Source organism: Paenibacillus sp. SAFN-054, assembly GCF_051966755.1.
GTDB lineage: Bacteria > Bacillota > Bacilli > Paenibacillales > Paenibacillaceae > Paenibacillus_AQ.
In genome coordinates, this window is sequence record NZ_JBQCKS010000007.1 from 61,995 (window position 1) to 88,389 (window position 26,395).

The following is a 26,395-nucleotide window of genomic DNA, read 5'->3' on the forward strand; positions in this document are numbered from 1 at the left end:
TGCATGCTCCCCCTTTAACGAAACATATTTTTCAGGACAAACCACACATTGGCAGGCCTTTCCCCAAGCCTCCTCATAAAGTATCCGAACCAATCCACCCCAAACGGCACATATACCCGAAACCGATATCCCTCCTGAACAAGCCGGAGCTGAAGCTCCTCACAGATACCGTACAGCATCTGGAATTCAAACCGGCTGTACGGAATGCCCTGCTTCCGGACATAATCCTTCGTGTGCTGAATGATCCGCTCATCGTGACTTGCGATGGCCGTGTAGCTTCCCGAACTCAAATGGCTTTCAATCAGCCGGATCAGATTCGCATCCACATCTTCCTTCCGCGGAAAAGCGACGGTGTCCGGCTCCTTGTAGGCTCCCTTTACCAGCCGGAGATTGGTATGCTGCTTGCCGAGCTCTTTCACGTCATCTTCCGATCGGTATAAGTAGGCCTGGATGACAATCCCGATGTTGTCGTAATCCACCCGCAGCTTCTTCAGCATGTCGAGCGCCGGCTGACAGTGGGTATGGTCCTCCATATCGATGCGGACGAATATCCCGTATTCGGCGGCTTTCCGGAGAATGCCCCGCAGCGATTCCTCGCACAGCTTCGGTTCCAAATCCAGACCGAGCGAAGTCAGCTTCAGCGATAAATTGGCCTGCACGCCACTGGCATGAATCGCATCCAGCGTCTTCAGGCACATCTCTGCCGCTTCACGGGCCTCGGCCGCATCGGCCGTAAACTCCCCGAGGTAATCCAGCGTCGCCATGCGCCCGCTCGCATTCAGACTTCGCACCGTCTCAATGGCCTGTTCAATGCTTTCCCCGGCCACGAACCGACGCGCCCCGAGCCGGAGGCCGTAGCGCTTGGCCCAGCGCCCCACTCCTTGATGGCGGCCCAAAGCGAGAAAAAAGGACTTCAAAACCTTTTCCATCACATACGCCTCGTTTCCGTTACAGGATCCGGCTGCCGAATAAGGAACCGATCAGTTCCACCGCCAGCTTCGATGTTTGATTGTTGCGATCCAAAAGCGGGTTTACCTCCACAAAGTCGGCAGAGGTAATCCGCCCCGATTCGCTCATCAGCTCCAGCGCCAGATGCGCTTCCCGGTAACTGAGCCCGCCGCGGACGGGGGTGCCGGTGCCTGGCGCCTCGATCGGATCCACGCTGTCGATATCGAAGCTGAGATGCACGCCGTCCGTGCCGTTCCCCGCGATCCGCAGCGCTTCCTGAACCACCTTCTCGATGCCGAGCCGGTCGATTTCATACATGGTGAAGCAGGTCAACCCGCAGGAACGAATAAGCGCCTTCTCATCCCGGTCCAGATCCCGGGCACCCAAAATCACGCAGTTTTCCGGCTTCAGGGGGACCGCTCCCCCGGCGATCTGCCTCAGCTTGATATGGGACAGGTCCAAGCCAACCGCCAGCGAAATGCCATGCATATTGCCCGAGGGGCTCGTCGCTTCCGTGTTCAAATCCGAATGCGCATCCATCCAGATCACGCCTAAGCTTCGGTAGTGGCGGGTCAATCCGGCCATCGATCCCATCGCTATGCTGTGGTCTCCCCCCAAGATCAGCGGAATATATCCTGCCGCCGCCGCGTCGTAGACCGCCTCGCCAAGGAGTCCCGATACGGCCAATGTCTCCTGGACATGCTTCATTCTAGTCCCCGGGGGAGAAGCGATGCCGTCAGGAAGGTTGACGATCTGGTCCGCCTGCACGTCATACCCGAGAGCTTGCAGCTTTTTGACAAGCCCGAATTTCATCAATCTATCGGGACCATTCTCGCTTCCCGGCCGTCCCGCGCCAAGCCCGAACGGCACCCGGATCACCTCTATGGATTGTTGAACCATCCCCGTTTCACGTCCTTCCCTGACCCGCAAAAACCTCTTCAATCCGGCTGAAGGCAAAGTCCAGCTCCGCCTCGGTGATGACCAGCGGCGGTGCCAACCGGATCGTCGTCTCGTGCGTTTCCTTGCACAGCAAGCCGATTCTGGCCAAAGCCTCGCAATAGGGCCGTGCAGGCACATTCAGCTGAATCCCGATCAACAGTCCGCGTCCGCGGATCGAGACAATGTCCGGATGAGATAGGGATGTAAGCTTTTTCATGAAATATTGCCCGAGTTCGTCGGATTTCGTCACCAGAGCCTCTTCCTCCAGAACGTCCAGCGAAGCCAGCGCTACGGCGCAGGCCAGCGGATTGCCTCCGAAGGTCGATCCATGCGATCCCGGCTCGAACACGTCCATAAGCTCCTTATCCGCTGCCACCGCTGAAATCGGGATGACCCCGCCTCCAAGTGCTTTGCCAAGAATATATGCATCCGGCACCACGCTCTCCCAATCGCAGGCAAATTTCTTGCCGGTGCGGCCGAAGCCCGTTTGAATCTCATCGGCGATGAACAGCACGTTCTGCCGGCGGCAGAGCTCGGAAGCCTCCGCCAAAAATCCGGCGGGCGGCACGATTATTCCCGCTTCTCCTTGAATCGGTTCCACGAGAAAGGCAGCCGTATCCGGCGTCATCGCTGCCCGAAGCGCATTCAGATCGCCAAAGGGAATGCTTGTAAACCCGGGGGTAAACGGCCCGAAGTCCCGCTTGTATCCCGGTTCCGTGGACAGGGACGTCATGGTTACCGTCCGGCCGTGAAAGTTGTTGCCGCACACGATGATTTCCGCCCGGTGTTCTTCCACGCCTTTCACCCTATATGCCCAGCGCCGAGCCATCTTGAGGGCGGTTTCCACCGCCTCCGCTCCGGTGTTCATCGCGAGAATCCGGTCTTTTCCGGTAAATTTCGCGAGTCTCCGCACAAATAATGCGAGCGCCTCGCTATGAAAGGCTCTGGAGGTCAATGTCACTTTATCGGCCTGCTCTTTCAGGGCCTGAATAATTCTGGGGTGGCGGTGACCGTGATTCAGCGCGGAGTAAGCGCTCAGCATATCCAGGTAACGCCTGCCGCTTGCGTCCTCCACCCATACGCCCTCAGCCCTTTCGATGACAATCGGCAGCGGAAGGTAGTTGCTTGCGCTGTACCTTTCCATCCACTGCAGTACCTGTTCCGTCGTCGCCATAGCTGCACATCCCATCATGTGATCTGTTCGCCCTTTTCCATGCTTGATCCCAATCGATATCGCTACGTTCTTTATCTTATTGGCGGAGGGCGTGTTTCATGATTTGTGAATTTAGGCACATCAACAAACGCAAAAAGCACCGCCTTCCTCCGCCAGTCGCGAGAAGAAGATCGGTGCTTTTGTGACTCAGATGCCTGATGAGGGCAGTGCCCGGCAAATGATTATTTTTTGGATTCCAGCGTCTCCAGATACTCGGAAATTTCAGCCGGCGTTTTTGCGAATTTGCTGTGCAGGTGAGCCAGCTTTTCGCCGTTTTTGTAAACGAGAAGGCTCGGAATGCCCCGCACATCGTTTTTATTCGTGATATCCTCGAACTGCTCCACATCCATGGCGTAGAATTCTTTATCGGAATGCTTTGCCATGATGTCAGGCAGGAATTTATCCAGCGTTTTGCAGTCCGGACACCAGGTAGCGTCATATTTAATGACGGTGAGTCCGTCTCGGTTGATCAAGTCCTCGTATTGTTTCTCCGTTTGAATACGTTCCATCTCTGTTATCCCCTTTACCCGTGTCGTTGACGGCAGCCTGCCGGAAACAAGCTCCGAGAGGCAAAGCCGGGTGTTCTTGCAATGATGTTCGTCACACCCGAACCGTTATCTTATTTTAGCCGTTAATGAACCGGTTTGCAAAAGGGCTACATCGAGTGCATTTGATGACCGGATGACGGCGCATCGACGACGGAAGGAGTGTGTCCCAGCCAGGCAGCGACGCACAGGACGACGACCGGAAGAACGACGTAAATCATCCAGAAGGAAGTTCGGAAGGGCGCTGAGGGCTGCGGCGGGTTTGTGGCGGCCACTGCAGCGCTCACGGTTGCGACCGGTCCATCCCTATGCTTGCGGTCATGAATCAGGTAGATGATCAGTGCGGTTACCGCGATGAACATGGCGTCCATCATGAACAGCATGATATCCCATTGCCGCTTCGGCACCATATCCCCCAGCATCGCCCCGTGCACGCCGCCCATGATGCCTCCGCCGATTCCTTCCACAACCGCCAGCAAACCGAGCGGCCTGCCGATCAGGTAGCCGATCAGGAAGCAGAAGAGGATCGTGATCCCGGTCGATACGACCAGGTTCTGGGCATACAGCATGCCGAGAATGACACCGATCACCAAATTTGACATCAGCCCCGTCGTCATGGCCACCACGGTTCCGGTCATGTTCGATAAGACGCGGTGGTTCATCTGAACATACATGATGCATAACACCGTATAAATACAAACCATGATTATACTTATGTTCAACAGCATGCGCATGGCTCCTTTCGCCGGGAACTGCAGCGTGCTGCCGCCATGGCTGGAAGACGACCAGCGCCTCTCCGCAGCAGCGGCACCCTTCCTTTGCTCCTTTGAAGCTTATTCGGCTGCCGATATCTTTATGCTGATAACTCATAAAAGCACGAAAGGAGAGCCCGCACTCTGCCTGCCGCAGCGTGGGGCTCTCCTTCGAACCGGTTTTGTTATGGGTAGATTTTCTCCCCGTTCTCAAGCATGCGGATGAACTCGTTTACCTTCTTTAGGCGGGTCTCCGCCTTTTTGGCGTTCCGGATCCGGAAGCTGATCGCGAATTTGTTCTGATTGTTCAGCGTTTCGTAGAACGCTTTGGCCTTTGGATGCTCTGCAAACGCCGCTTCCAGCTCCTCCGGCAGCTCTGCCCGGCTCTGGCGCTCATAAGCTTGATCCCAGCGGCCGTTTTGCTTGGCCGTTTCCACGGCCCGGATTCCCTCCGGCTTCATCCGGCCGGCCTCCGTTAACCGCTGTACGTGCTCACGGTTCACCTGGGACCACACGCTGTTTTTGCCGCGCGGGCCGAAACGCTGTACCCAGCTGTCCTCATCCAGGGATTCTTTGCGGCTGTCAATCCATCCGTAGCAAAGAGCGCTGTCCAGCGCTTCCGCATAGCTCACCGTCGTAAAGCCAGCCTTTTTCTTCGCGATCTGCAGCCGAACGCCCTTCGACTGACCATGGTTCTGCGCAAGCCACGCCTCCCATTCCTGCTGATCATTGCATAAGAGCAGCGGCCATTCCGCCTGTCCCTCTGCCTGTTTGCTCACCACTTTGGCATCCTCCTCTCGCTTTCCTTTTACAGTTGTCCGCTTCTTGGTAATTTCCATTTTAATCCTCGTATATCCCTGAATCAACCTATGTACTTCGTAAACCTTGATCCCCAAAAAAGAGCCGCTGCGATTCCTTTCCGGATAGCAGGGCCCCTCCTACATGCTCGCCTCGAGCGAGTATCGATTTATTTTTCAAACACAACACTGTAGAACGCTTCCGTCCATGGCTGCCGGCTCAGCACCTTAAAGTCCATGTCTTCCAGAAGGCTCACCATCTCATGAGAAGCAACACGGTGGTTCTGCGGCGGCCCGCTCTCGGTTTCCACACGTTCCCATTCGATACACAGTGCCCGTCCGCCCTTTTTCAGAACACGCCGGATTTCCCTGAGCCCCTGCTCGGGCGGATCGACTTCGTGAAGGACCATCGAGCAGATGACGGCATCCACTGCTTTATCCCCCATGGGGATCTGCTCCGCCTCGCCTTGAATGATCTCGATATTTCCGGCTGCATGCTCCTTCAGGCGACTTTTAAGATATTCCAGCATTTGCGACTGGGCATCCAGAGCATACACGGTACCACTCGTTCGTGCCGCAGCCGGGAAAGTAAAGTATCCGCCGCCTGCTCCCACATCGAGAATATCCTCGCTTCCTGTCAATCCAAGCAGATCCAGAAGCTGCTCCGGCGGCAGGTTTTTTCTACGCTCCGGGTTGTCCAGCTTGGCAATCCGGGCCGGGTCAAAACGTTTATCGTTCATCGGTTTCTTCCTCCTTAGCGGTAGATGCTGTGCAGATTACCTCATTCTAGCATTCCCTTTAAACCGAGAGCAAACCGCATCCTTACCTTGCCGTTCGACTAAAATACGGAGGACTCTTTTAAAAGACTATATTCCGCTTTCATTATTTTGGTATAAAGTGGATATACATGAAATTATCATTCAAGGATGTGGGTGGAATTATGACGAACAATCAGTTAGTGCCCATCATTGTCGTTTTTTGCGCTGCGATTTGCTGCTGGGCGGTAATGCTGAAAAAGCGGAGAAAATGAATACTTGCCTTCATACGACGAACTGCTGAATCCATTACGGCAAAAAACCTTCGTCAGGAGACAAAGGTTTTTTGTTCGTTTACCGGCCCTCCATAAGCTCGTTAAACAGCCTGATCGTTTCCGCTTCCGGTTTCGTATCCAGCTCTGCTCCGATCAGAGATACGAAGTCCCGGTAATGGCTTGCGACCGCCGCTTGATTCCCCTGCGCATGATATGCCCTCAGGATACTTCGGCAAATGTCATCGGAGTACGGCTCCTTCGCTTTCAACGGGAGCAGCCGCTGCAGAGCCTGCCGTTCCCTTCCGCTCTGCAGCTCATAAGCCGCCGCCGAGAGCGAGCCATGGATGAATTTGCGGCGCAGCTCTTCACGCACCGGCTTGGCCCAGAAGTAATCATGCTCCTCCAGATAATCCCCTTGATAAAGGCTAAGCGCATGCTCAAGCTGCTGCCACTCCCGCTCCGTGGTCACCTGGACCACATGGGTGCCGCGTATGAACAAATCCACGTCCGTGGCAAAGCCGAGCTTTGTCAGCCGGTAGCTATCATGGGCATACTCGATAAAAGCCTTGACGCCCCACTGCTTGAGTACTTTGCGTACCTGATACACGGAGGTATGCAGCTGCGTGGTAGCCTTATCCAGGTCCAGCTGCGGCCACAGCGTTTCCAGAATGTCATCCTTTGTCACCCAATGTCCCTGCTGATGGAGCAGAAAAGCGAACAGCTCCTGGGCCTTTTGCGTTCTCCAGCGGAGCATGCCGCCCGCCGCCGCAAGATCGCCAAGCGCCAGGCGCTTGAAGCATATCACCGCAGGTTCCTGCGGGTTCGGCTCAGCCGCCTGCGTCTGCGCGCTCTTGACCTTCGACTCGATCCGGCTGACCGTTTTGGCGAATCTGGCCGGATCCACAGGCTTGAGCAAATAGTCCAGGGCATTCAGCTCAAAAGCCTCAATCGCATAATGGTTATATGCCGTAACAAATACGATCTCCAGGTCCGGATGCATGGCCATCAGCTGTTCGCCTGCCTCCAGCCCGTTCATGCCGGGCATTTCGATATCCAGAAACACGACATCGGCCCGGTTCTCCGTCAAATGCTCCAGGCCGCGCCCCACACGGGTAAATTTACCCGCAACTTCCAGCCGCCCGTCCATGTGGATCAACCTTTCGAGCTGAAGCAGAGCCGGATTCTCATCGTCAATCAGAACAGCCTTCAATTCCTTGCACCCTTTCAAGATGAGATTCCTGTAATCCTTCCTTTCGGTACTTCAAAGGAAACCGTCGTTCCCCTGCCCGGACTGCTGTCCATGTTCAAGCCTTTTCCGTACAATGTCAGCAGCCTCGTGTGAATATTCCTTAAGCCGACGCCGCTTTCGGGCCGGTCCGCCGCGAGCAGCTGCTCAGCCCGCTCCGGGTCCATGCCGACGCCGTTATCTGTCACCGTAATGCATATTTTATCTTGCTCTTCCTGTATCCGTATCGTGACGCACCCGCCTGCTTCCCGCTGCATAAGGCCGTGGCGCACGGCATTCTCGACTACCGGCTGAATGCTCAGCGGAGGAATCAATCCGCCCATTTCGGCTTCCACCTCATAGACGATCTCCAGCCGGTCTTCAAAGCGTGCCTTTTCCAAAGCGAGATAGGAATGAACCAGAGCCAGCTCCTTATAAAGGGTCGTGAGCTGTTCCCTGTTCTGGAAATCGAAGCTGCCGCGCAAATAATGGCTGAGTTCAAGGAGCAAGCCCGTCGTTTTGTCCGGATCAACAGGAAGCAGCGAAATGATCGTATTTAACGCGTTGAACAAAAAATGCGGCTTGATCTGTGCCTGCAAAAAGGCCATCTCCGCCGAAATCGTGCGGCGCACCGATTTGCGCAGCTCGATCAAATTCCGTACCCTCGCCCGCAGCTCGTCGGCATCCACCGGTTTGCGCAGAAAATCGTTGGCTCCCGCTTGGAGGCCGATCCGCACATCCTCCGGCAGCCCCCGGGCCGTCAGAATAAGAACGGGCATCTCAATCGGCGAAAATTTCTCTCTGACAGCTCGGCATAGCTCAATGCCCGACATGCCTGGCATCATCCAGTCTGTGATGACCAAATCGATCGATTGCCCGGTACGGATCTGTTCCAGTGCATCCGCCCCATTATCCACCGGGATCAGCCTGCAGTTCTCCACGGACAGCAGTCCCCGCAGTGCCTGCAAATTGACCGGGTCATCATCCACCAGAAGCACGGTCGAGCCTGGTTCCTTCATCTGAATATCCGGTCCAAGACGCTCCTCTTCTCCTTTATTATCGGCCGTTTCCGGCTGAAAGGTTACCGCCGCATCGGTCTCCGCTGCACCCTGCTGATGGGCGGCCGGAAGCGTGAAATGGAATGAGGATCCGCTGCCGGGCTCGGATTCCGCCCATATGATTCCGCCTCCGAGTTCTACGAGTTTCTTCGATATGCTGAGGCCAAGCCCGGTACCGCTGTATTCCCGCTCCGCCGAGGCGCCAATCTGTTCGTAGGACTTGAATATGTCCTGCAGGCGGTCCCGGGCTATGCCGATTCCGGTGTCCGTTACCGAGATTTGAACCAGATCCCCGCTGCCCAGCTTCTTCGCCTCAATGCGTACAACGCCAGCAGAGGTGAATTTCACAGCGTTTCCAAGCAGATTGTATAAAATTTGCCGCAGACGCTCTTCATCCATGTCCAGCATGGGCAGATGCTCCGGCCATCGTTCCTCGAAACGGATCGGCTTGTTCCCGGCGGCATGCAGTGTAATTTCCATCACCGATTGGGTGACGGCTTTGAGATCCACCGGTTGACGGTGAAGCTGAATTTCTCCGTTTTTCAGCTTGCTGAAGTCCAGGATATCGTTAATCAGAACGGATAAACGCCTTCCTGTGGCCACAATCATGGACAGATCCTTGGCCTGCTTCCGGTTCAGCTGTCCCGAGGCGCCCTCCACCAACGATTGGGCGATATTCACGATTCCGTGCAGCGGCGTCCGAAGCTCATGCGAGGTATTGGCCATGAATTCGTCTTTCAGGCCGTCCAGCGTCTGCAGCTTATGCGACAGCGCCTCCACCTCCGCGAACGCCCGGGAGAAACGGCGCGACAGCAGCACCGCCTGGGTGAGGACGAACAGAATCATTTCGTACGGCACAAGATTGAGACTCGTATACAGACCCGTCAGGGAAAGGACGTTCACCACGATGACGACGATGATGCTCAGCATTCCGATCAGCATCAGTCCCGCATCCTCGGACTGCCTCTTCATTCCCCTGATCATGGCGAATATGATATAGCTGACGACTGTCAGCGAGTACACAATGAGAAGCGGGCCTATTTTAGAAAAAATAAGCGGCGGAAGGAAAATAGCCATGATGACAGCAACCAGCGTAGCCGCGTCGCAGATCCGCAAAACCAGCCGCGGGATGCTCCCCTGCACCGCTAAAGCGACATACCGGAGCAGAAAGAAATAAATAAACGCCGAAGAGAACAACTGCGTTTTCAGAAACCATTCGTAATCCATAGAGGACCATAGGTTGCCCAGCAGCTTTTCCCCGTGCATCAATACATATACCAGGGCAGACAGGCAAAAAAGCCCGAGATGCAGCATGGAAGGCTCTTTCTTGTGGAGCCTGTACAATGCGAGAAGGTAAAGCGCCGGAATCAAAAAGCCCGCACCGGACATTAAATCCACGAACATATCCAGCTCCCGGCTCTTCATGATCGATGCCTTGTCACCGAACACGATCGGAGCGAAAATGCCTCCTGCAGCGTAGGAATGATTCGAAACCTGGACGATGATTTCCGCCTCATGGCCGGTCACGCTCGCAAAACCGGCATACGGGATGTTGTCGGGCTCTTCTTGGCCGGCGCTTGCGCCCGGCTTTCCGCTTGCACCCGCCTCCTGCCCGTTCACGAATATCCGGTTGGCTGTCCGAATATTGCCGGAACGGATGCCGTAAATCGCATCCTTCCCGTCTTTCAGATGGATCCGCAGGCGAAACGTGGCATACCCTACAGCGGTACTCCGCCGGTCTTCACTGATATAGTCATTCCAGCTTCCCGGCAGGGTGACCATATCCGTCATTTGCGGAAGGGGCGCCGCGGCGGATGGGACGGACGGATGAAAATCCTCGGGAGTCAGCAGTTGACTGCGGTAAAATTCCCATTCCCCTGTCAGCTGAACGGTTCCGTTTTGCGCAAAGTCCCAGGCGCTCAGATCCATTTGGCCTTGGATCGCATCCGGCTCCTCACCAAAATCAAGGACCCACCGGGTGATGACATAGATCGGCACGATGATCACGAGGAAAATTCCCATCAAGATGAGCAGGCCTTGTTTTCTCATATATTAACCCCTTTAATTAAGCCGTTTATCTCATGAATGTTTCGCATCATAAAGTGGTAAGCATTAGCTGTTATATAATGGAACCCTGTGCTTGTCAACAAGAAGTTGGGCTGATGCATTCGGAGGACGGCCAAAAGACCCCATAAAGGGGTCTTTATCCGGTAACGAGCGGAAGCTCTATGTATACCGTTGTCCCGCGGGAAGGCTCGGATTCAACCCAAATCCGGCCTTGGTGAGCAATCACGATCGCATGGGCAATGCTCATGCCGAGTCCGGCTCCGTCGGTCGTTTCATCCGTGTTCGTCCCGCGGTAATAACGTTCAAAGAGGTTGCCCCTGGTTTCTTCATCCATGCCCTTCCCGTTGTCGGAGACGGTTGTTTGCGCGTATCCATCACTGACTTGATTGCGAACCGTTATCTCCGTCCCCTCGGGATTATGCTTGACGGCGTTGGTAATGATATTGTCGAGCATGCGCTGGAACCATTTGAGGTTCGCCATGATGGTCAGGTCCTCCGGCCATTCCTCAAAAGAGAAGGAGGCGGAAGGGATCGTCGCATCGTTCACGTATCTGAGCACCGAACGGCGGGCGAATTCATTGAGCTCCACCGGCTCCAGCGGAAACCGGATGGCTTTATTTTTCAGCTGAAAGGTCAATGAAAAGTCCTGAAGGAGCTCCAGCATGAAGTCTCCCTTTTCGCGGATCATTTTACCCATTTCCTTCAGCTCGGTTTCATTCCACGTAAACTGACCGCTTTCCAGCAGATGCCCGTAGCCTTGAATGGTCGACAGCGGTGTACGCAAATCATGGGAAATGCCCGTCATCCATTCCTCCCTCGTCTGCTCCAGCATTTTTCGTTCCCGCTGCGAGGCGTCGAGCTTGGTGGCCATGTCGTAAAAGCCGGCGATCACTTCCTTGTAGAGCCGGTATCGATGACGGATTTTGCCGTTGCGCCGGAATACCCTTTTGCGCTCCTTCTCGGTCAGCGCTTCGCTGTACCTGCCTTGGCTCATCCGTTCGAACCAGTTGGCAAACAGCATGAGCGGCTGCCCGTACCGGTATCCGTGCCAGATCGAAATCACCAGCGTGAACACCATGACTGCCGCCCCGATGATGATAAGCATGACGATAAAATCATGAAAAAGGGTCTGCTTGACATACACCTCATCGGGCTTACCCTGATGAAGCAGCCAGGTATTGCCGGAAGCCTCATCGTAATAAATCGACAGGTCCATCGGGTACTTGCCCGGCTCCGCCCGCATAGAGACCAGTTCGAGAGGCTGATACGCCTTCTTGCCATCCCCTTTTTCCCCAGGGGAAACGATCGTCTGCAGAACAACTCCGGATCGGTCCACAACCTGCAGGTAGTCCCCCTCTCCTTCAAGCATGGCAGCCAGCTCAGGCAAAACGTCTTCACGAATGCGGCCGCCGTGACCGTACTGATCAAACCACGTCTCAAGCCGCTGGGTCCCCTCGTCCTGCTTGCCCATCATATACAAAACCGGCTTTGTATTATCGGTATCCAGCATCGATACGACCTGATAAGGCCCGAGGCGCCGCGTTTCCTGAATGTTCAGCAGCTCGGCGGCATTGTAGGCCGTCTCGAGATCGTTAGTCGTATTCACAGAATAGATGACCTTCCCGGAAGCATCGATCAGCTGCAGCCAATATCCCCGTTCCTTGAGCAAATCACCCCAGCGGCCATTCATCTTCACCGTATCGTCTTCGACGAAGGTTTCTGTCTGAATGCCCTCCAAGGCGCTCGTCGAGAAGGTCCGCTTCAAATCCTGGTTGACCAGATAGCTGATCAACACCAGCAGCAGGATGACGAGCGTCAGCAAGATCATGACCCATAGCAGCAGTACCTGATATGTAAAATGAAGCGTCAAACGCGTGCGGATACGCCTCATGCCTGCGGCTCCTTCAACAGCTTATAGCCGAGACCGCGTACGGTCAGCAGGTATTTCGGTTCTCCCGGGTCCGCTTCGATCCGCTCGCGGATTTTGCGGATATGCACCATCACCGTGTTATCGTCGCCGATGCCGTCGATTCCCCACACTTCCTCGTACAGCTGGGATTTGGAAAAGACGATGCCGGGATGCTTGCACAAGAAGAGGAGAAGCTGGTATGCCTGCGCCGGACAAGGAACTTCGTTTCCCTCCACCGTCAGCGTGCCCGCAAATTCGTCCAGCACGAACCGTCCGAAATCGTAACGGCTCCGGTTATCCTCGAGACGCACGGTTACGGGCGCCGTCCCCCCTCTTCGGAGTCTGGCCTTGATCCTGGCTGCGATCTCCAGCGGGTTAAAGGGCTTGGTCACATAATCGTCGCCGCCGGTAGCGAACCCGGTAAGCACATCCAGGTCCGAGGTTCTGGCGGTCAAATAGATGATATGGGCATCGGAGTGCTGACGAATTCTCGGGCAAAGCTCAAACCCGGTCTGGTCAGGCAGCATGACATCCAGCAGGATGATATCTATGGCTTGGCCGGAGACGATCTCCAGCGCTTCTTTTCCATTATAAGCGGAATAAATATGGCGGAATCCCTCCTTGCGGAGCACCATTTCGATCAGCTGCACGATGGACCGCTCATCGTCCACCAGCAGTATTTTTGCGTTGTACATACGAACACCACCTCCAAGACATTGTAGCAAATGCATCTTAATTCGAGCTAAACAAATCCATGGATCCTTCAGCAAACGTTAAGATGCCGTTTATCAGCACGTAAGTCCCGGGTGATACACTTTTGACTTGAGGTGATAGGAAGTGACAACTTATAAAAGAATCCGGATGATCGACGGTTTGCGGGGGCTTAGCCTCCTTGGCATACTGCTTGCCAACATGCTGATTTTCCAGTATGGAATGTTCGGAAAAGACGAAATGGACCTGTTTCATGTCCCGGCCGCGGAAACGGCGGCGCATCATATCGTGAAATTGCTGATCGAAGGCAGCTTCATGCCGATCTTCACGTTCGTGTTCGGCTACAGCATGATCAAAATGAAGGAGAGCATGAACGCCAAGGGGCGTAAGGCGGGCTGGCCCTTGGTGAGGCGGTTCTTGTTATTGATTGCCCTTGGGCTTCTGCACAGTACCTTCCTTTGGGATGGGGATATTTTAATGTTTTACGGCATGTTCGGCTTCCTGCTGCTGATCTTCATGAACCGGAAGGCAAAGACGCTGCTGGTCTGGTGCATCCTGCTGATGTCATTAACGGGACTGATCGGACTCATACCGGAAAGTCCGGCGGACCCGGACACGCAGGCCATGAACCAACGCATCGAAAGCTACGTGAAGACGACGATCCCGCTATATGCGGAGGGATCTTACGACGAAATCAAGCATGACCGGAATACGGCGAACCCGCTTGGGGACAATCCTGTCCTCATCATTCTCATGCTGGTGATTTCCCCGATTCTTACTGCTCCTCTCTTCCTGCTTGGCATGTATGCGGCCAAAAAGCAGTGGTTTACGGAGCCGCCGCAAGAACGGCGGATGTACCGCAAAGGGATGCTGATATTTCTCCCGCTGGGGATTGGACTCAAATCGTTCGGCATGTTCTACCCCGGCGCGATCGGCGCGGGAATGGGCGAGATGCTCGGTGGCAGCCTGCTCTCGGTGGGTTATATCATGGCCTTTGCCCTGCTGTATGCCCGCTTTGCTCCTTCAAACTGGCTGGAGCGTTTCGAAGCCGTCGGACGGCTGTCGCTGACCAACTACCTGATGCAAACCGTCATCTGCACGACCTGCTTTTACGGCTATGGGCTCGGATGGTTCGGCAAAATCGGCGTGATCGCCGGCTGCGGACTGGCTCTCGTGATTTACGCCGCTCAGCTTTTTGCCAGCGGCTGGTACCTCAAGCACTTCCGTTCCGGACCCGTGGAGCGAATCCTGCGCATGTGGACGAATTTTTCGTTAAGCGGCAAACCCAAGCGAAAGAAGCCAAAGCCCACTGCCGGGATCGAAGAGGCCCTTACCTGACAAAATGTTAAATGGAGCTTACCTCATGCCATTCTCCTCCCTGGCGGAAATCAGTACAATGAGATGCAGGAGGCGATCGTCCGCATGAAGAAACCGAATATTTTGTTGATCACGAGCGATCAACAGCATTGGAATACGGTAGGAGCATTCAACAGCGAGATCCACACACCGAATCTGGACCGGCTGGTTCGGGAAGGAACCACATTCAACCGGGCGTACTGTCCGAATCCGACCTGCACCCCGAGCCGGGCATCGATCATTACGGGATTGTATCCGAGCCAGCATGGAGCCTGGACGCTGGGAACCAAGCTGCTCGAGGACCGGCATACCGTAGGTGAGGACTTTCAAAAAGCCGGGTACCGGACGGGACTGATCGGCAAGGCGCATTTTCAGCAGCTGCAATCTACGGAAGATTATCCTTCCCTTGAGTCCTATCCCATTCTGCAGGACGAGTCCTATTGGAAGCAGTTCGAGGGGCCTTTTTATGGATTCGATCATGTGGAGCTTGCCCGCAATCATACGAATGAAGCCCATGTCGGTCAGCATTACGCCTTGTGGATGGAGGAAAAGGGCTGCGCGAACTGGAGGGATTATTTCCTGGCTCCGACCGGAACGATGGATCCGGGCATTGCCTATTCCTGGCCCATTCCGGAGGACTACCATTATAATACGTGGATCGCGGAACGCACGAACGCCATGCTGGAACAGTATCAGGAAGACGGGGAGAGCTTTTTCCTCTGGTCCAGCTTCTTCGATCCCCATCCGGAGTATCTTGTTCCAGCGCCTTGGGATACGATGTACGATCCGGACAGCTTAACCCTTCCGGTCGGGATGGAGGGCGAGCATGACAAAAACCCTCCCCATTTTAAACTGACCCAGGAGGATCATCCGGATTTCTCCCCCTGGAAGGAGAGCGGCTACGGAATCCATGGCTACAACTCTCACAACTTTTATGGGTACGGCAAAAACCACCGGCTCACCGACGAGCATAAAAGAAAGCAAATGGCTACCTATTACGGCATGATCAGCATGATGGACCATTATATCGGCCACATCCTCGATAAGCTGGAGGCGCTTGGCATGGCGGACAATACCGTCGTCGTCTTCACGACCGACCACGGCCATTTCTTCGGCCAGCACGGGCTGCAGGCCAAAGGCGGCTTCCATTACGAGGATTTGATCAAGCTGCCGTTCATCGTCCGTTATCCTGGACATGTGCCCGCAGGAAACATATCCGGAGCCATTCAATCCTTGGTAGATTTGGCCCCTACGTTCCTGTCATTCTGCGACATTCCTATCCCGCATGCCATGACGGGCCTGGATCAGCGCAAGGTATGGCTCGGGGAAGCGCAGCAAGCAAGGGACCATGCCATCTGCGAATTCCATCACGAACCGACGACGATTCATCAGAAAACTTATGTGGACGAACGGTACAAGATCACCGTTTACTATAACCAAACGTACGGGGAAATCTTCGATTTGCAGGAAGATCCGCAGGAATTCAACAACTTATGGAACGACCCCGCATATGCATCCTTGAAGTCCGAGCTGATGCTGAAATACATATGGGCCGAGCTCGGCAAGGAATCGATGCCGATGCCGCGGGTGTCGGGGGCTTAGCCGCCTCACCGGCATTGAAGTTTGCTGCCGGTGCAAGTAACAAGAAGCCCTCAAGCGCATCCGATGACGATGTGTTTGAGGGCTTTTGATTAGAATATGTTTGAATTGACTTTAAACCGGTTCACTGACTACTCTAATCCACGATCTCCAGCTTGATCACCGTATCGCGCGGGTCGGCGAGCGGATAGGTGAACCAGTCGACCGCGCCGAAATTGATGAAGGCATCCTCCGGGTAGCTCTTGGTGTTCCAGGAATCCACGAGCTTGACCTCCGCCCCGTCCCGCAGCAGCACCGGGCGGCGGACCTTGCCGGCAAGCCCGCATAAGTTAACCGGCCCGATGGCTTGCTCCATCAAATGCGCGTACAGGACGTTCCCCTTCCCCGCTGTGTACCGGCCCCACTCCGGCTTCGCTAGCCCGGCCCGGCCGCAGCCGTATATGCTGTCGCCGTTCAGCCGCATCCATTCCCCGATCTCGTCCAGTATCCGGAGCGAGGCTTCCGGAATTTCACCGCGGGCGTTCGGGCCAACGTTCAGCAGGAGATTGCCTCCCTTGCTGACGCATTCGACCAGCTTGCGAATGACGAGCGCGGCGGATTTGTACTCCTGATCCCCGGCGTGGTAGCCCCAGTTGTTGTTCAGCGTGATGCACGCCTCCCATGGAATCGGGAAGCCCAACGCGTCAATGACGCCTTCCGGCGGGATGATCTGCTCCGGCGAAGCGAAATCCCCCGAATAGCTGAGCGGATATCCGGTCATGATGCTTCCGCCATGCTCCCCGCTCGCATCCAGCCGGTTGTCGACGATGAGGTCTGGCGCGAGCTCGCGTACCATCCGCATCAGCTCCGCCGCCTTCCATTTGTCCGCGGTCATCTCGCCATAGGAAAAATCGAACCACATGATATCGATGGTGCCGTAATTCGTCAGCAGCTCGCGGATTTGGCCATGCATGTACTCCACGTAGCGGTCGAACGCTTGCGGATCGCGTGAATAAGCCGGATCGTCGCGCTGAGGATGATGGGCGTCCCCATAAGCCGGATAGTCGGGATGATGCCAATCCAGCAGCGAATAATAGAGCCCTACCCGAAGCCCTTCGGCCCGGAAGGCTTCGACGAATTCCCTGACCATATCGCGTCCGCAAGGCGAATGCACCGAGGTGTAGTCGGTCAGCTTGCTGTCGAAAAGGCAGAAGCCGTCATGGTGCTTCGCAGTCAGCACCGCATATTTCATTCCTGCCTGCTTCGCCGCCCTGGCCCAATCGGCCGGTTCAAAATGCTCCGGATTAAATGCGTCAAAGTACTCCCGGTATGCTTCGGCGCTGATTCTCTCGGCGCTCTGGACCCACTCGCCCCGCGCGGGAATCGCGTACAATCCCCAATGGATGAACATGCCGAAGCGGTCCTGCCGGAACCACTCCGTTCTCCTCCATATCTGTTCTTTCTCCTGTTCCGCCGCGTGTTCTGCCGTATGCATGCTTTATGCCTCCTTTGGGGTGGTTTCTTTGGCTGTCTCTGCCAGTATGTTCTTATAATCGTAATGCCGTAGCCTCTCCTGGAAATCCTTCAGCTCGATCACCTGATTCCGCAGCCGGGACGCTTCCGCAGCGAAGGCGATCAGATGGCTCTGGACAGAGACCTCGGCCGATGTTCTGCTGCTTCCCTGCCGCCCTGCGCGGACCTGCTTGACGAAATCACGCATGATCCCTTCATCTCCCCCGCTGTGCCCGCCTGCAGACGGATTGAAGCGGATCGTCTCGCGGGTTCCCGTCACGAAGCTGGTCAGCTCGATTTCGTTCTTCTCGACGGCCCCGCGGATTTCGCCGAGCGATCCCATGAGCTTGATCGTGCGGGTACAGTCCGGCGTGAAGGCCGACATCGTGAATGCCGCGGTCACGCCGTTCGCAAACTCCAGGTTGACGACCTGGTGATCGACCACGTCGTTATCGCAGCGGTACACACAGCGGCCGTAAGGCCCGTCGTACAACGCACGCATCACGGATGCAGCGTCCTTCTCCCGGCTCACGACGGAGCGGAATACACTCCCATGCCAGTTGTCCGTGCCCAAGTATACCCTCGGCGCATAATACGGACATTCCTCCTGTACAGGGCATCCGTCCAGGCAGCGCAGCGGCGCGCCAAGCGGCGCTTGCTCCTCCCGGAAATGCGTCAGCGAACCGAAGGACGACACGCGCAGGCAGTCTGCATCCGCCAGCCACAGCAGCATATCCATGTCATGACAGCATTTGGCCACGATCATCGGGCTCGACATGTCGGCTCGGCGCCAATGCCCGCGGACGAAGCTGTGCGCCTGATGCCAAAAACCGACGTTCTCGTTATGCTGAATCGAAATGAGCTGGCCGATCCGCCCCTGCTCCAGCAGCTGTTTCAGCCTATGAAAAAAAGGCGTATATCTCAGCACATGGCAGATGGAGAAGACATTTCCGGCTGCTTCCGCCATGTCCCCCAGCTGCATGCATTCCGCCGGGTCCACGGCCATCGGCTTCTCCAGCAGCACGTGATACCCGAGCGCTATCGCCTTTCGCGCCGGCTCGAAATGCATTTGATCCTGCGTACAGATCAATACAGCGTCCGCTTCCGTCCTGCCGTCCAAAAATGCCTCCCAGCCGGAGAAGCCCATACGCTCCTCGATGCCGTGCAGCTGCATAAACTCCCGTCTCCGCTGTTCATCCGGCTCGCAAACGCCGACGAAGCGAATCTCTCCGGGATTCTCCAGCGCATATGCGGCATACACATCCATCCCGCGCTGTCCCGCTCCGATCAAAACCGCCTTGATTGGTTCCATGCGTATCCCTGCTTTCCATGTTGATAAACTCTTGTTATGAGAATTACTTGAATTATCCTTTTACCGCGCCGGCTGTCATGCCCGAGATGATGAACTTTTGTCCGGCGATATAAATGACGAGTACGGGCAGCAGCGCAATCACGATAAAAGCGCACACCAGGCCGTAGTTGTAAGTGTGGAAGCCCTGGAAGTTGAATACGCTCATCGGCATCGTCCACATGCTTGACTTCGGCACCAGGTATAGCACGTTCCCGAAATCATTCCAGATCGCCGTGAACGTCAGCACGATGTTCGCGGATATCACCGGCTTCAGCAGCGGGAAGATGATTTGGTAAAACAACCGGACCGGGCCGCAGCCATCCATGATCGAGGCCTCGTCGAGCTCGCGCGGAATGCCTTTGGCAAATCCTGTGTAGAGCAAAATCGTAAACGGAATCTGTCCGGCCAGATCGACCATGATGAGTCCCGAATAGTTGTTGCCCATGTGCAGCAGCTGAAGCAGCTTGATCGCCGGAATGAACGAGAACGGGGCAATCATGCCCGCCAGCAGGTATTGGTAGGTAAACGCCGTGAACCGGGTCCGGTTCCGCTGTATGATGAACGCCGAAATCGAGCAGAGCAGAATCGTCAGGAGCGTGACCGTGGCGGAAATGAACATGCCGTTAAAAAATCCCCGAATCACCTGCCCCTGCTGCAGGACCGTCCAATAATTGTCGAAGCGGAATTCGCTCGGCAGCCGGAAATTCATGATGCTGGATTCCGCTTCGCTTTTCACGGAATTGATCAGAATGAGCAGCAGCGGAACGGCGTATATGAGAAACAGGAGCAACGCGCCCAGATACAGCGGAATTTTTTTCGGAACGGCTCTCCGAAGCTTGCCTGTGGTCGTCATGCTTCCATCTCCCTCTTCGATGCAAAATGATTGATCGTCAGTGCAACCACCGTAATGATAATGAACTGACACACGCTGATGGCCGCAGGATAACCGATGGAACCGGAAGACATCGACTTGGCAAGAAAGGTCGTCATCACTTCCGTCGCATGGCCGGGACCGCCGCCCGTCATGGCATAAATAATCTCGAACGCCTTCAGGCCGGAAATAACCGACAGCAGGAAGCTAAGATTCACCGCATGCAGAATAAAAGGCAGCGTCATGCTGAAGAAGCGCCTAACCGGCCCGGCTCCGTCGATCTCCGCGCACTCCATGATCTCCTTGGGGACAGACTGCAGCGCAGCCAAAATCAGCAGCACCGACCAGCCGACGCCGACCCAAACATCCACCGCGATGACCGAATACAGCGCCAGATCGAAATCGCCCAGCCAGTCCCTCGCAAGTCCGCCGAGCCCTGCCGATTTCAGCATCCCGTTGAAAAAGCCCTCGTAGCTCAAAATATAATTAAAAACAATCCCCACAACGATCGTGCCGAACATAATCGGCATATAGACCAGCGCCCGCAGCAAGTGATTGCCTTTGAATTTCCGGTTTAAAAGGACCGCAATCAACAGGCCCAGAATGGTTTTGCCGAAAGAATCGAAAAAAGCGAACTTGAACTGGTTCCAGATCGACGTGACGAACGCGCTGCCCTCGCTGAATACCAGCTTGTAGTTTTCCAGCCCCACGAAACGAATACCGGAGGTCGTAATACTGGCATCCGTTACGGAATACAGCAGTCCGAGCAATGCCGGAGACAAATAAAAAACGGTAAAAATCAGCAGTATGGGGACCAAAAAAACGACGGGATAATGCTTATTTGTATATGAACGCTTCACGGCTCTCTCCTCCTACCCTGTTGTCCTTCAAAAGCAATGCCCGCCCCATCAGGCCGGAGGCTTTGGCGGCGGGCATGCTTCACTTGTGTCTGAACGTGCTTCCTACATCAGAAGCCCGGAATTTTGGCGATTTTGCCGTTCTTCACGTACATGTCCCCATGCTTCTTCACAAAGTCGTCCGCTGAGATTCGGCCGATCAGCAGTTCCAGATAGGCTGCGACCAAATCGTCATACGGCATCGGCACGACGTATGCGTCATCTCCGTGTCTGGCAATGCTGCCTTGATTGACGAGCTCCTGAATTTCCTTGGCAGCCGGAGAAAGCTTGTCAGCCACGTCCACGTCCTTGAACGCGCTGATGCCCGGGGATTTCTCGAGATAGGATTGGACCTGCTCTTTATCTGACAAGTAGCGCAGCAGAGCCTTTGCTTCCTCGGGATGCTTGCTGTTCTTGGCAATGAAAATCTGGGTTGCGCCGCTCAGGGCAATTTTCTGCGATCCGTCCTGGTTCGGCAGCGGGAAAAATCCGATGTCGGCGTCAGGCTTTTTCTTCAGCAGCTCCGCTTCGATGAAGGAGCCGTGCACGACCATTGCCGTTTTGCCGTCAACGAGGGCCTGCTGCTGCTGATCATAGGTCGCCGTCGCCAGGTCCTTGTTGATGTAACCCTTTTTCACCCAGTCCTCGACCTGCTTGTATTGATACACGAATTCCGGGATGTCCTTCCACTGCACTTCGTTTTTGTTCAGCTTGTCCCATACCGCCGGGTCGGCTCCGCTGACGATGCCGTTCACCGCATTCCGGTGCTGAAGCATGGTCCATCCGTCTTTGGCCGAGAAGTAGAGCGGGTTGATGCCTTTATCCTTAATTGCGGCAAGCACCTTGTTCAGGTCATCCATCGTTTTCGGTACGGTAAGTCCGAGGTCGTTAAACACTTTCTTGTTGTAAAAGACGCCCCACGTGCCGAGCGGAGCCGGTGAAGGGAACGCGTAGATTTTGCCGTCCGAATATTTCATGGACTGAAGCGCCACGTCGTTCAGCCGCGATTCGAATCCTTCCCCGCTGATTTCGAGCAGCTGATTCGGCACGTCGTACTTCTGGTACTGTCCGTAGAAAACGTCGATGTCGCCGCCGCCCGCCAGCTTGGCCTTGACGAGGTTGTCGTACTGGTCATCCTGGATCGCCTGGATATCCACCTTGTTGCCGGTCTGTTTCTCCCAATTCGCAATCAGATCCTTGATTCCGCCGTAATTGAGCTGGCTGGTTACGGCCATATAGCTCAGCGTGACGGGTTCATGCGCAGGTTCCTTCGTCTCCGCCTTATTGCCCGAAGATGCCGACTGACTTCCCTCTTCCTTCACTTCCGCATTGTTACCGCTTCCGCAGGCGGCCAGCGTGAGCATGAGCGTGAATGCCATCATGACCGACAGCAGCCTTTGTGCAGCTGTTTTCATCCCAAATCCCCCTCGTTTCTTTCGCTTCGGTGCCGGATCATCCTTCCGTTCCGGTAGCTCCAGTATACTGACATTGCCTTTTCTCCTAAATGGGCTAATTTGACTTGTTCGTTTATACTTTTTTGACTGAAGGCGTTTGCAAAAATCCACTTGAACAAGTTCCGCCTCCCCGTTACAATTAGGCCTTGAAACCGGAAATGCCTTGAAGAGGGAGATGCGGACATGTTCAGCAAGCTGGGTTTTCAAAATAAAATCTTTATGATTTTTATCGGTTTGTTCATCGTCATTCTGGTCTCTTTCGCGGTGTATCTGTATATGTACATGAAATCCACCCTGGTTCATACCGAGCAGACCAGCCTTGCGCCCGCCACCCAGAAAATTTCCGACCAGATCGACATGATGTACAAGCAGCTCGATTATGCCGCGCTCGGCTTCACATACAACCAGCAAAACTCGGAAACGATGCAGGAGATGAACAATAACCCCGGCCTTGGCTCGACGGACCTGCTTGTTGCACAGTCCAAGCTCATACATAACCTCAGCTCGATCTACAATGTCGTCAGCGACCTGTTCAAAGTGATCATTTTCGTGCCGGACCGGAACATCTTTTTCTCCTACATCCGGGACGAGAACCTCGTCAAGCATGTTCCCCTGCCCTACTCGTCCCCTGCCTCCATGGATCAGGTGTTTCGCAAAAACAAACTTTTCGCCGCCCTGCCGGCCCATCCCGATTACTGGTCGACCAAACCAGAGACGGTCGTGTCCGTGGTACGCAAATTCAGCACGCCTTACGATTCCAATTTCGGACTGATCCAGCTGGATCTGCCCTACAAGTCTCTGGAGGAAATCTGTACGCTGGACAAGAACGGCACGATGAAGCAGGTGCTGCTATTCGACGAGGCCGGACGGCTGATCTATCCCTACTCGGCCGATCCGGAGAGCGATTGGCAGGAGAGGGCGAAGCCTCTCTCGGACATCGTTATAAGCGGCGGTCCCCCTTCCGGCGAGCTGAGGCTGGGCGACCACGACATGCTGTACAACGCTTATACCTCGGCTTACACCGGCTGGACGACCGTCATTACGGATGACGAAACCTTTTTCCTGAAAAACCTGAACAACTATCGGACGCTGCTCATTACGGTCAGCCTGGCTATTCTGCTGATCGTCGTCCTGGTCTATTACATCATCATCCGCAAGCTTCTAAGCCCGCTCAAGCAGCTCACCCGGACCGTCCGCAGCGTCAGCCTGAGCAATCTGCACGCGGGTACGCCGCTTCTTGAAGGGAACGAGTACAACGAATTCAAACTGCTGAGCCGCTCCTTCGACCGCATGATCGACAAGCTCAAGGATTCCATCAACACCGAATACGAAGGAAGGATCCGGGAGATGGAGGCCCATTACTCGGCGCTGCAGGCCCAGATCAACCCGCACTTCCTGTTCAACACCCTGAACGTCATTGCCGCGCACTGCGAGGAGACGGATTCGGACACCGCCGCCGATATGTGTTACCGGTTATCCGAGATGATGCGGTACACCGCTTCCTCCGCTTCCCGCTTGACCACGATCGGAGAAGAAGTACGCTATTCGGAAGATTATCTGGAGCTCGTGAAGCTGCACTACGACGATAGTCTGACCTACCGCATCGATATGCCGGAAGCGATGTTAAGCATTCCCATGCCGAGGCTGAGCCTGCAGCCGTTCGTGGAGAACAGCATCAACCACGGCTTCGATAAAACACTGCCGCCATGGCGGATTCACATTCGCGGCGCATGGGTCTCCTCTTCGGACTGGCAGATGGTGATTGAGGATAACGGAGCAGGCATGGATCCAAGTGAGCGGGAACGGATCCGGGCCAAGCTTGCGGAATACCGCCGGAACGCCGAGCATGGCAACATGCTGAGCAACCTGCAGGTATCGGGAATGGGCGTCGTGAATACCTATGTGCGCCTCGCCATTCATTTCGGGAATGCATTTTATATGGATTTTGCCGAGGGGGAAGGCTCCGGCCTGAAGGTTACGTTCGGAGTCAAAGCACCGTCTGAGGAGGTCATAACATGATTCGAATCGTTGTTGCCGAGGATAAGCATCCGATCCTCCGCAGTCTAGTCAAGAAAATCGAAGCGTACAGCCCCGATGTAAGGGTCATCGGGCAGGCCACGGACGGTATCGCGGCTCTGGACGCCGTGTTCGGGTTGAAGCCTGACGTCGTCGTCACGGATATCCGGATGCCCGGCATGGACGGGCTTGAGCTGATCGCCAAGATCAAAGCGGCGCTGCCTGAAACGATATTCGTCATCATTAGCGGCTACAACGAATTCAACTATGCGCTGCAAGCCATGAAGCTCGGGGTGACCGAATATTTGGTCAAACCGGTGACCCGGCAGGCCATGGACGAGACGCTGGCCAAGGTGATCCGCATGGCCAGCGCAACCCGTCATGCGCGCGAGCTGCGGAGGATCACCCATTATGTACGCGGAAGAAGCTCCGTTCTGCAGCCTGGGGAGCCGGAGCATACGGAACTGCCTTATGACTTTTATGAAATGATGCTGATCTGCGCAGGTCCTTTCACCGAATTTGCGATCGATTTCGCGAGCCCGCTGCAGGCGTTCTGGCTGGAGCATGACCTGCCTTCCATGCTGGCCCAGCTTCGCTCTGACCCGGATGGCTGCTGGGTGCTGGACGGACAGGCTATGAATGAAATGATCGTCGTTTGGGGCAGCCGCGACGCCCATGATTTTCATGCCGGTCCTGCCGCTGCGCAGCTGCTTTCCCTGCTGGAACGCTCGGGCGTTCCTATTGCCATTGCCATCAGCACGCGCGTTTCGAAGCCTAAAGAACTTAAGCTTGAATATCAGGTCACCCGGGCCATCCTGAAGAAACACGCTCCCTTCGGTCTCTCGGACGTTCTTCTTGCGGAGCGTCACTCTTTGCATGTAACAGCCGGTGATCCACCGCAGCCAGCTGTGGATGAACAGAAGCTGGCTGCGCTGATCAAGCATCATAAAAAGGAAGCGTTCTTTGCCGAAATCGGCTCGTTACTGCGGCTATGCGAGTCCACCCGGATCGCCCAGTCTGTACTTGCTGAGACCCTTTCGCGAATCATTCATACGGCCCATAAAGCTTCGCATGTGCAGGAGCAGCTGTCCATCAACCTGCTCAAGCTGGAGCTCGAAGAGATCATGGCAATATCGGTGGATTACCCGTCACTTCAGCGCAATCTGTCCTTTTTGTTCGAAAAGTTCTTCAGCGGGTCAGAAGGCTCCTCTTCTTCTATTCCTAACATCCGCAGCATCCTGGAAAAGGTGGACCGTTACATGAAGTCCCATTATACCGAAGAAATTTCGGTTCAGAGCATGGCCGAAGAGGTCAGTGTGAACGTCTCCTACCTGAGCCGCGAATTCAAAAAGTATAAAGGCATGACGCCGGTTGAGTATTTAACCCAATTAAGGATTAACAAGGCGAAGGAGCTGCTGCTGGACCCGGCCAATCTGATGTTCAAGGATATTGCGGCCTTGGTCGGTTATCAAAATCCGTATTATTTCAGCAAAGTGTTCAAACTGGTGACAGGCGTAACGCCTACGGAGTTTAAGGGTTTGAAATAAAGCCGGAAGCCTATTCCGAATTCTCTTCCGGTTCCTGGCATTCAAAGCACTCCAAGGTCTGATCTTCCTGCACTGTCCCGTTCAAAAATCCGTTCTCGCAATAAATCGTTTTGCCGCAGCTGCGGCAGCTTCCGATGAATTCCTGCATCGAGCATGCCTCCCGTTCTTTTTTACAAATAAAGGGAACTTATAGCTCCATCCTATCATGCCGATACGAAATCACAAGCAAAAAAAAGGCAGCCTCCCGTGAGGGAAGCCGCCCTTTCTCATTCAACCGTTATCCGGTTGTCCGGTAAGTTATCGTCTTCTGACGCGTCCGAAAATCAGCGAAATCACGAACAGAATCAGGAAGATGAAGAACAATACCTTCGCTACGCCAACGGCAGCCGAGACGATTCCGAAGAACCCGAAGATCCCCGCCACGACAGCGATAATCAAAAACAGAATAGCCCATCCTAGCATATTAATCACCCTTTTCTTAACGTCGTATTGTTTGATACTTACTTGTAACCGCTCTGCTGCTCCTTGAACCTCATTTGAAAAAATTGCAAATGGAAGCGGCGCTTAAAATGAACCATCGAGCCCCGCTATTTTTGTTGTAAGTATTCCCCTTTCGCTTT

At 54.9% G+C, this 26,395-nt stretch carries 22 protein-coding genes; 4 read left to right on the forward strand and 18 right to left on the reverse strand.

Annotation, left to right across the window (positions count from 1 at the left end; genetic code table 11):
* Window positions 1-14: 14 nt before the first annotated feature.
* The 11 genes from ACTHPM_RS24920 to ACTHPM_RS24970 all read right to left on the reverse strand — a co-directional run bounded on the left by ACTHPM_RS24920 (window position 15) and on the right by ACTHPM_RS24970 (window position 13,178).
* On the reverse strand, window positions 15-929 hold the full coding sequence (locus ACTHPM_RS24920; RefSeq protein WP_440397874.1) for a proline dehydrogenase family protein: 915 nt from the start codon (window positions 927-929) through the stop codon (window positions 15-17).
* A 19-nt stretch (window positions 930-948) separates the two neighbouring features.
* Complete coding sequence (rocF, locus tag ACTHPM_RS24925) at window positions 949-1,848, reverse strand: arginase (RefSeq protein WP_440397875.1); 900 nt, start codon at window positions 1,846-1,848, stop codon at window positions 949-951.
* 7 nt (window positions 1,849-1,855) lie between these two features.
* On the reverse strand, window positions 1,856-3,061 hold the full coding sequence (locus ACTHPM_RS24930) for an ornithine--oxo-acid transaminase (protein ID WP_440397876.1): 1,206 nt from the start codon (window positions 3,059-3,061) through the stop codon (window positions 1,856-1,858).
* A gap of 221 nt (window positions 3,062-3,282) precedes the next feature.
* Window positions 3,283-3,609: a thioredoxin family protein gene (locus tag ACTHPM_RS24935; RefSeq protein ID WP_440397878.1), complete on the reverse strand. Its 327-nt coding sequence runs from the start codon at window positions 3,607-3,609 to the stop codon at window positions 3,283-3,285.
* Window positions 3,610-3,755: 146 nt separating this feature from the next.
* Complete coding sequence (locus ACTHPM_RS24940; RefSeq protein WP_440397879.1) at window positions 3,756-4,373, reverse strand: hypothetical protein; 618 nt, start codon at window positions 4,371-4,373, stop codon at window positions 3,756-3,758.
* A 209-nt stretch (window positions 4,374-4,582) separates the two neighbouring features.
* On the reverse strand, window positions 4,583-5,236 hold the full coding sequence (locus ACTHPM_RS24945; protein ID WP_440397880.1) for a YdeI/OmpD-associated family protein: 654 nt from the start codon (window positions 5,234-5,236) through the stop codon (window positions 4,583-4,585).
* 128 nt (window positions 5,237-5,364) lie between these two features.
* Entirely contained in the window at window positions 5,365-5,934 is a 570-nt protein-coding gene (locus tag ACTHPM_RS24950; RefSeq protein ID WP_440397881.1) for a class I SAM-dependent methyltransferase, read from the reverse strand.
* 369 nt (window positions 5,935-6,303) lie between these two features.
* Window positions 6,304-7,434 (reverse strand): response regulator, encoded by a 1,131-nt coding sequence (locus ACTHPM_RS24955; RefSeq protein WP_440397882.1) that lies wholly within the window; start codon window positions 7,432-7,434, stop codon window positions 6,304-6,306.
* Window positions 7,435-7,448: 14 nt separating this feature from the next.
* Window positions 7,449-10,556, reverse strand: coding sequence for a hybrid sensor histidine kinase/response regulator (locus tag ACTHPM_RS24960; protein WP_440397883.1), 3,108 nt, complete (start codon window positions 10,554-10,556; stop codon window positions 7,449-7,451).
* Window positions 10,557-10,710: 154 nt separating this feature from the next.
* The gene (locus ACTHPM_RS24965; RefSeq protein ID WP_440397884.1) at window positions 10,711-12,465 is read right to left on the reverse strand and encodes a sensor histidine kinase; all 1,755 of its coding nucleotides are present in this window, start codon (window positions 12,463-12,465) and stop codon (window positions 10,711-10,713) included.
* On the reverse strand, window positions 12,462-13,178 hold the full coding sequence (locus ACTHPM_RS24970) for a response regulator transcription factor (protein ID WP_440397885.1): 717 nt from the start codon (window positions 13,176-13,178) through the stop codon (window positions 12,462-12,464). The genes ACTHPM_RS24965 and ACTHPM_RS24970 overlap by 4 nt, the downstream gene beginning before the upstream one ends.
* Before the next feature lie 166 nt (window positions 13,179-13,344).
* On the opposite strand from ACTHPM_RS24970, the gene ACTHPM_RS24975 reads away from it, so the two are divergent.
* Both ACTHPM_RS24975 and ACTHPM_RS24980 read left to right on the forward strand, forming a co-directional pair.
* Window positions 13,345-14,532, forward strand: a complete 1,188-nt coding sequence (locus tag ACTHPM_RS24975) for a DUF418 domain-containing protein (RefSeq protein WP_440397954.1) — start codon at window positions 13,345-13,347, stop codon at window positions 14,530-14,532.
* A gap of 84 nt (window positions 14,533-14,616) precedes the next feature.
* Window positions 14,617-16,152, forward strand: a complete 1,536-nt coding sequence (locus ACTHPM_RS24980) for a sulfatase family protein (RefSeq protein WP_440397886.1) — start codon at window positions 14,617-14,619, stop codon at window positions 16,150-16,152.
* Window positions 16,153-16,285: 133 nt separating this feature from the next.
* Here ACTHPM_RS24980 and ACTHPM_RS24985 read toward each other — a convergent pair whose 3' ends face one another.
* The 5 genes from ACTHPM_RS24985 to ACTHPM_RS25005 form a co-directional block, all read right to left on the reverse strand.
* Window positions 16,286-17,623 carry an alpha-L-fucosidase gene (locus ACTHPM_RS24985; RefSeq protein WP_440397887.1) on the reverse strand — a complete coding sequence of 446 codons (1,338 nt, stop codon included), beginning with the start codon at window positions 17,621-17,623 and terminating at the stop codon, window positions 16,286-16,288.
* Between the two features lie 3 nt (window positions 17,624-17,626).
* Window positions 17,627-18,952 carry a Gfo/Idh/MocA family protein gene (locus ACTHPM_RS24990; protein ID WP_440397888.1) on the reverse strand — a complete coding sequence of 442 codons (1,326 nt, stop codon included), beginning with the start codon at window positions 18,950-18,952 and terminating at the stop codon, window positions 17,627-17,629.
* 52 nt (window positions 18,953-19,004) lie between these two features.
* Window positions 19,005-19,844: a carbohydrate ABC transporter permease gene (locus ACTHPM_RS24995; protein ID WP_440397889.1), complete on the reverse strand. Its 840-nt coding sequence runs from the start codon at window positions 19,842-19,844 to the stop codon at window positions 19,005-19,007.
* Window positions 19,841-20,722, reverse strand: coding sequence for a carbohydrate ABC transporter permease (locus ACTHPM_RS25000; protein WP_440397890.1), 882 nt, complete (start codon window positions 20,720-20,722; stop codon window positions 19,841-19,843). Before ACTHPM_RS25000 ends, ACTHPM_RS24995 begins: the two co-directional genes overlap by 4 nt.
* A 107-nt stretch (window positions 20,723-20,829) precedes the next feature.
* The gene (locus ACTHPM_RS25005; RefSeq protein WP_440397891.1) at window positions 20,830-22,173 is read right to left on the reverse strand and encodes an ABC transporter substrate-binding protein; all 1,344 of its coding nucleotides are present in this window, start codon (window positions 22,171-22,173) and stop codon (window positions 20,830-20,832) included.
* Between the two features lie 222 nt (window positions 22,174-22,395).
* Between ACTHPM_RS25005 and ACTHPM_RS25010 the strand changes: the two genes are divergently transcribed.
* Window positions 22,396-24,231, forward strand: a complete 1,836-nt coding sequence (locus ACTHPM_RS25010; RefSeq protein ID WP_440397892.1) for a sensor histidine kinase — start codon at window positions 22,396-22,398, stop codon at window positions 24,229-24,231.
* A complete protein-coding gene (locus ACTHPM_RS25015; RefSeq protein ID WP_440397893.1) occupies window positions 24,228-25,775 on the forward strand; it encodes a response regulator transcription factor in 1,548 nt (515 codons plus the stop codon). Before ACTHPM_RS25010 ends, ACTHPM_RS25015 begins: the two co-directional genes overlap by 4 nt.
* Window positions 25,776-25,785: 10 nt before the next feature.
* Here the strand turns inward: ACTHPM_RS25015 and ACTHPM_RS25020 are convergent, their stop codons facing one another.
* Both ACTHPM_RS25020 and ACTHPM_RS25025 read right to left on the reverse strand, forming a co-directional pair.
* Window positions 25,786-25,923 (reverse strand): hypothetical protein, encoded by a 138-nt coding sequence (locus ACTHPM_RS25020; protein WP_440397894.1) that lies wholly within the window; start codon window positions 25,921-25,923, stop codon window positions 25,786-25,788.
* 149 nt (window positions 25,924-26,072) lie between these two features.
* Window positions 26,073-26,237 (reverse strand): DUF1328 domain-containing protein, encoded by a 165-nt coding sequence (locus ACTHPM_RS25025; RefSeq protein WP_440397895.1) that lies wholly within the window; start codon window positions 26,235-26,237, stop codon window positions 26,073-26,075.
* Between the last annotated feature and the right edge of the window lie 158 nt (window positions 26,238-26,395).

Excerpts from the sequence above, each read along its gene's own strand:
- ACTHPM_RS24930 (WP_440397876.1), bottom strand. The coding sequence starts at position 3,061 with ATGGCGACGACGGAACAGGTACTGCAGTGGATGGAAAGGTACAGCGCA.
- ACTHPM_RS24990 (WP_440397888.1), bottom strand. The coding sequence starts at position 18,952 with ATGGAACCAATCAAGGCGGTTTTGATCGGAGCGGGACAGCGCGGGATG.
- ACTHPM_RS24920 (WP_440397874.1), bottom strand. The coding sequence starts at position 929 with ATGGAAAAGGTTTTGAAGTCCTTTTTTCTCGCTTTGGGCCGCCATCAA.
- ACTHPM_RS24980 (WP_440397886.1), top strand. The coding sequence starts at position 14,617 with ATGAAGAAACCGAATATTTTGTTGATCACGAGCGATCAACAGCATTGG.
- ACTHPM_RS25005 (WP_440397891.1), bottom strand. The coding sequence starts at position 22,173 with ATGAAAACAGCTGCACAAAGGCTGCTGTCGGTCATGATGGCATTCACG.
- ACTHPM_RS25015 (WP_440397893.1), top strand. The coding sequence starts at position 24,228 with ATGATTCGAATCGTTGTTGCCGAGGATAAGCATCCGATCCTCCGCAGT.
- ACTHPM_RS24940 (WP_440397879.1), bottom strand. The coding sequence starts at position 4,373 with ATGCTGTTGAACATAAGTATAATCATGGTTTGTATTTATACGGTGTTA.
- ACTHPM_RS24975 (WP_440397954.1), top strand. The coding sequence starts at position 13,345 with ATGATCGACGGTTTGCGGGGGCTTAGCCTCCTTGGCATACTGCTTGCC.
- rocF (WP_440397875.1), bottom strand. The coding sequence starts at position 1,848 with ATGGTTCAACAATCCATAGAGGTGATCCGGGTGCCGTTCGGGCTTGGC.
- ACTHPM_RS24950 (WP_440397881.1), bottom strand. The coding sequence starts at position 5,934 with ATGAACGATAAACGTTTTGACCCGGCCCGGATTGCCAAGCTGGACAAC.
- ACTHPM_RS24945 (WP_440397880.1), bottom strand. The coding sequence starts at position 5,236 with ATGGAAATTACCAAGAAGCGGACAACTGTAAAAGGAAAGCGAGAGGAG.
- ACTHPM_RS24935 (WP_440397878.1), bottom strand. The coding sequence starts at position 3,609 with ATGGAACGTATTCAAACGGAGAAACAATACGAGGACTTGATCAACCGA.
- ACTHPM_RS25010 (WP_440397892.1), top strand. The coding sequence starts at position 22,396 with ATGTTCAGCAAGCTGGGTTTTCAAAATAAAATCTTTATGATTTTTATC.
- ACTHPM_RS24965 (WP_440397884.1), bottom strand. The coding sequence starts at position 12,465 with ATGAGGCGTATCCGCACGCGTTTGACGCTTCATTTTACATATCAGGTA.
- ACTHPM_RS25020 (WP_440397894.1), bottom strand. The coding sequence starts at position 25,923 with ATGCAGGAATTCATCGGAAGCTGCCGCAGCTGCGGCAAAACGATTTAT.
- ACTHPM_RS24960 (WP_440397883.1), bottom strand. The coding sequence starts at position 10,556 with ATGAGAAAACAAGGCCTGCTCATCTTGATGGGAATTTTCCTCGTGATC.
- ACTHPM_RS24970 (WP_440397885.1), bottom strand. The coding sequence starts at position 13,178 with ATGTACAACGCAAAAATACTGCTGGTGGACGATGAGCGGTCCATCGTG.
- ACTHPM_RS24985 (WP_440397887.1), bottom strand. The coding sequence starts at position 17,623 with ATGCATACGGCAGAACACGCGGCGGAACAGGAGAAAGAACAGATATGG.
- ACTHPM_RS25025 (WP_440397895.1), bottom strand. The coding sequence starts at position 26,237 with ATGCTAGGATGGGCTATTCTGTTTTTGATTATCGCTGTCGTGGCGGGG.
- ACTHPM_RS24995 (WP_440397889.1), bottom strand. The coding sequence starts at position 19,844 with ATGACGACCACAGGCAAGCTTCGGAGAGCCGTTCCGAAAAAAATTCCG.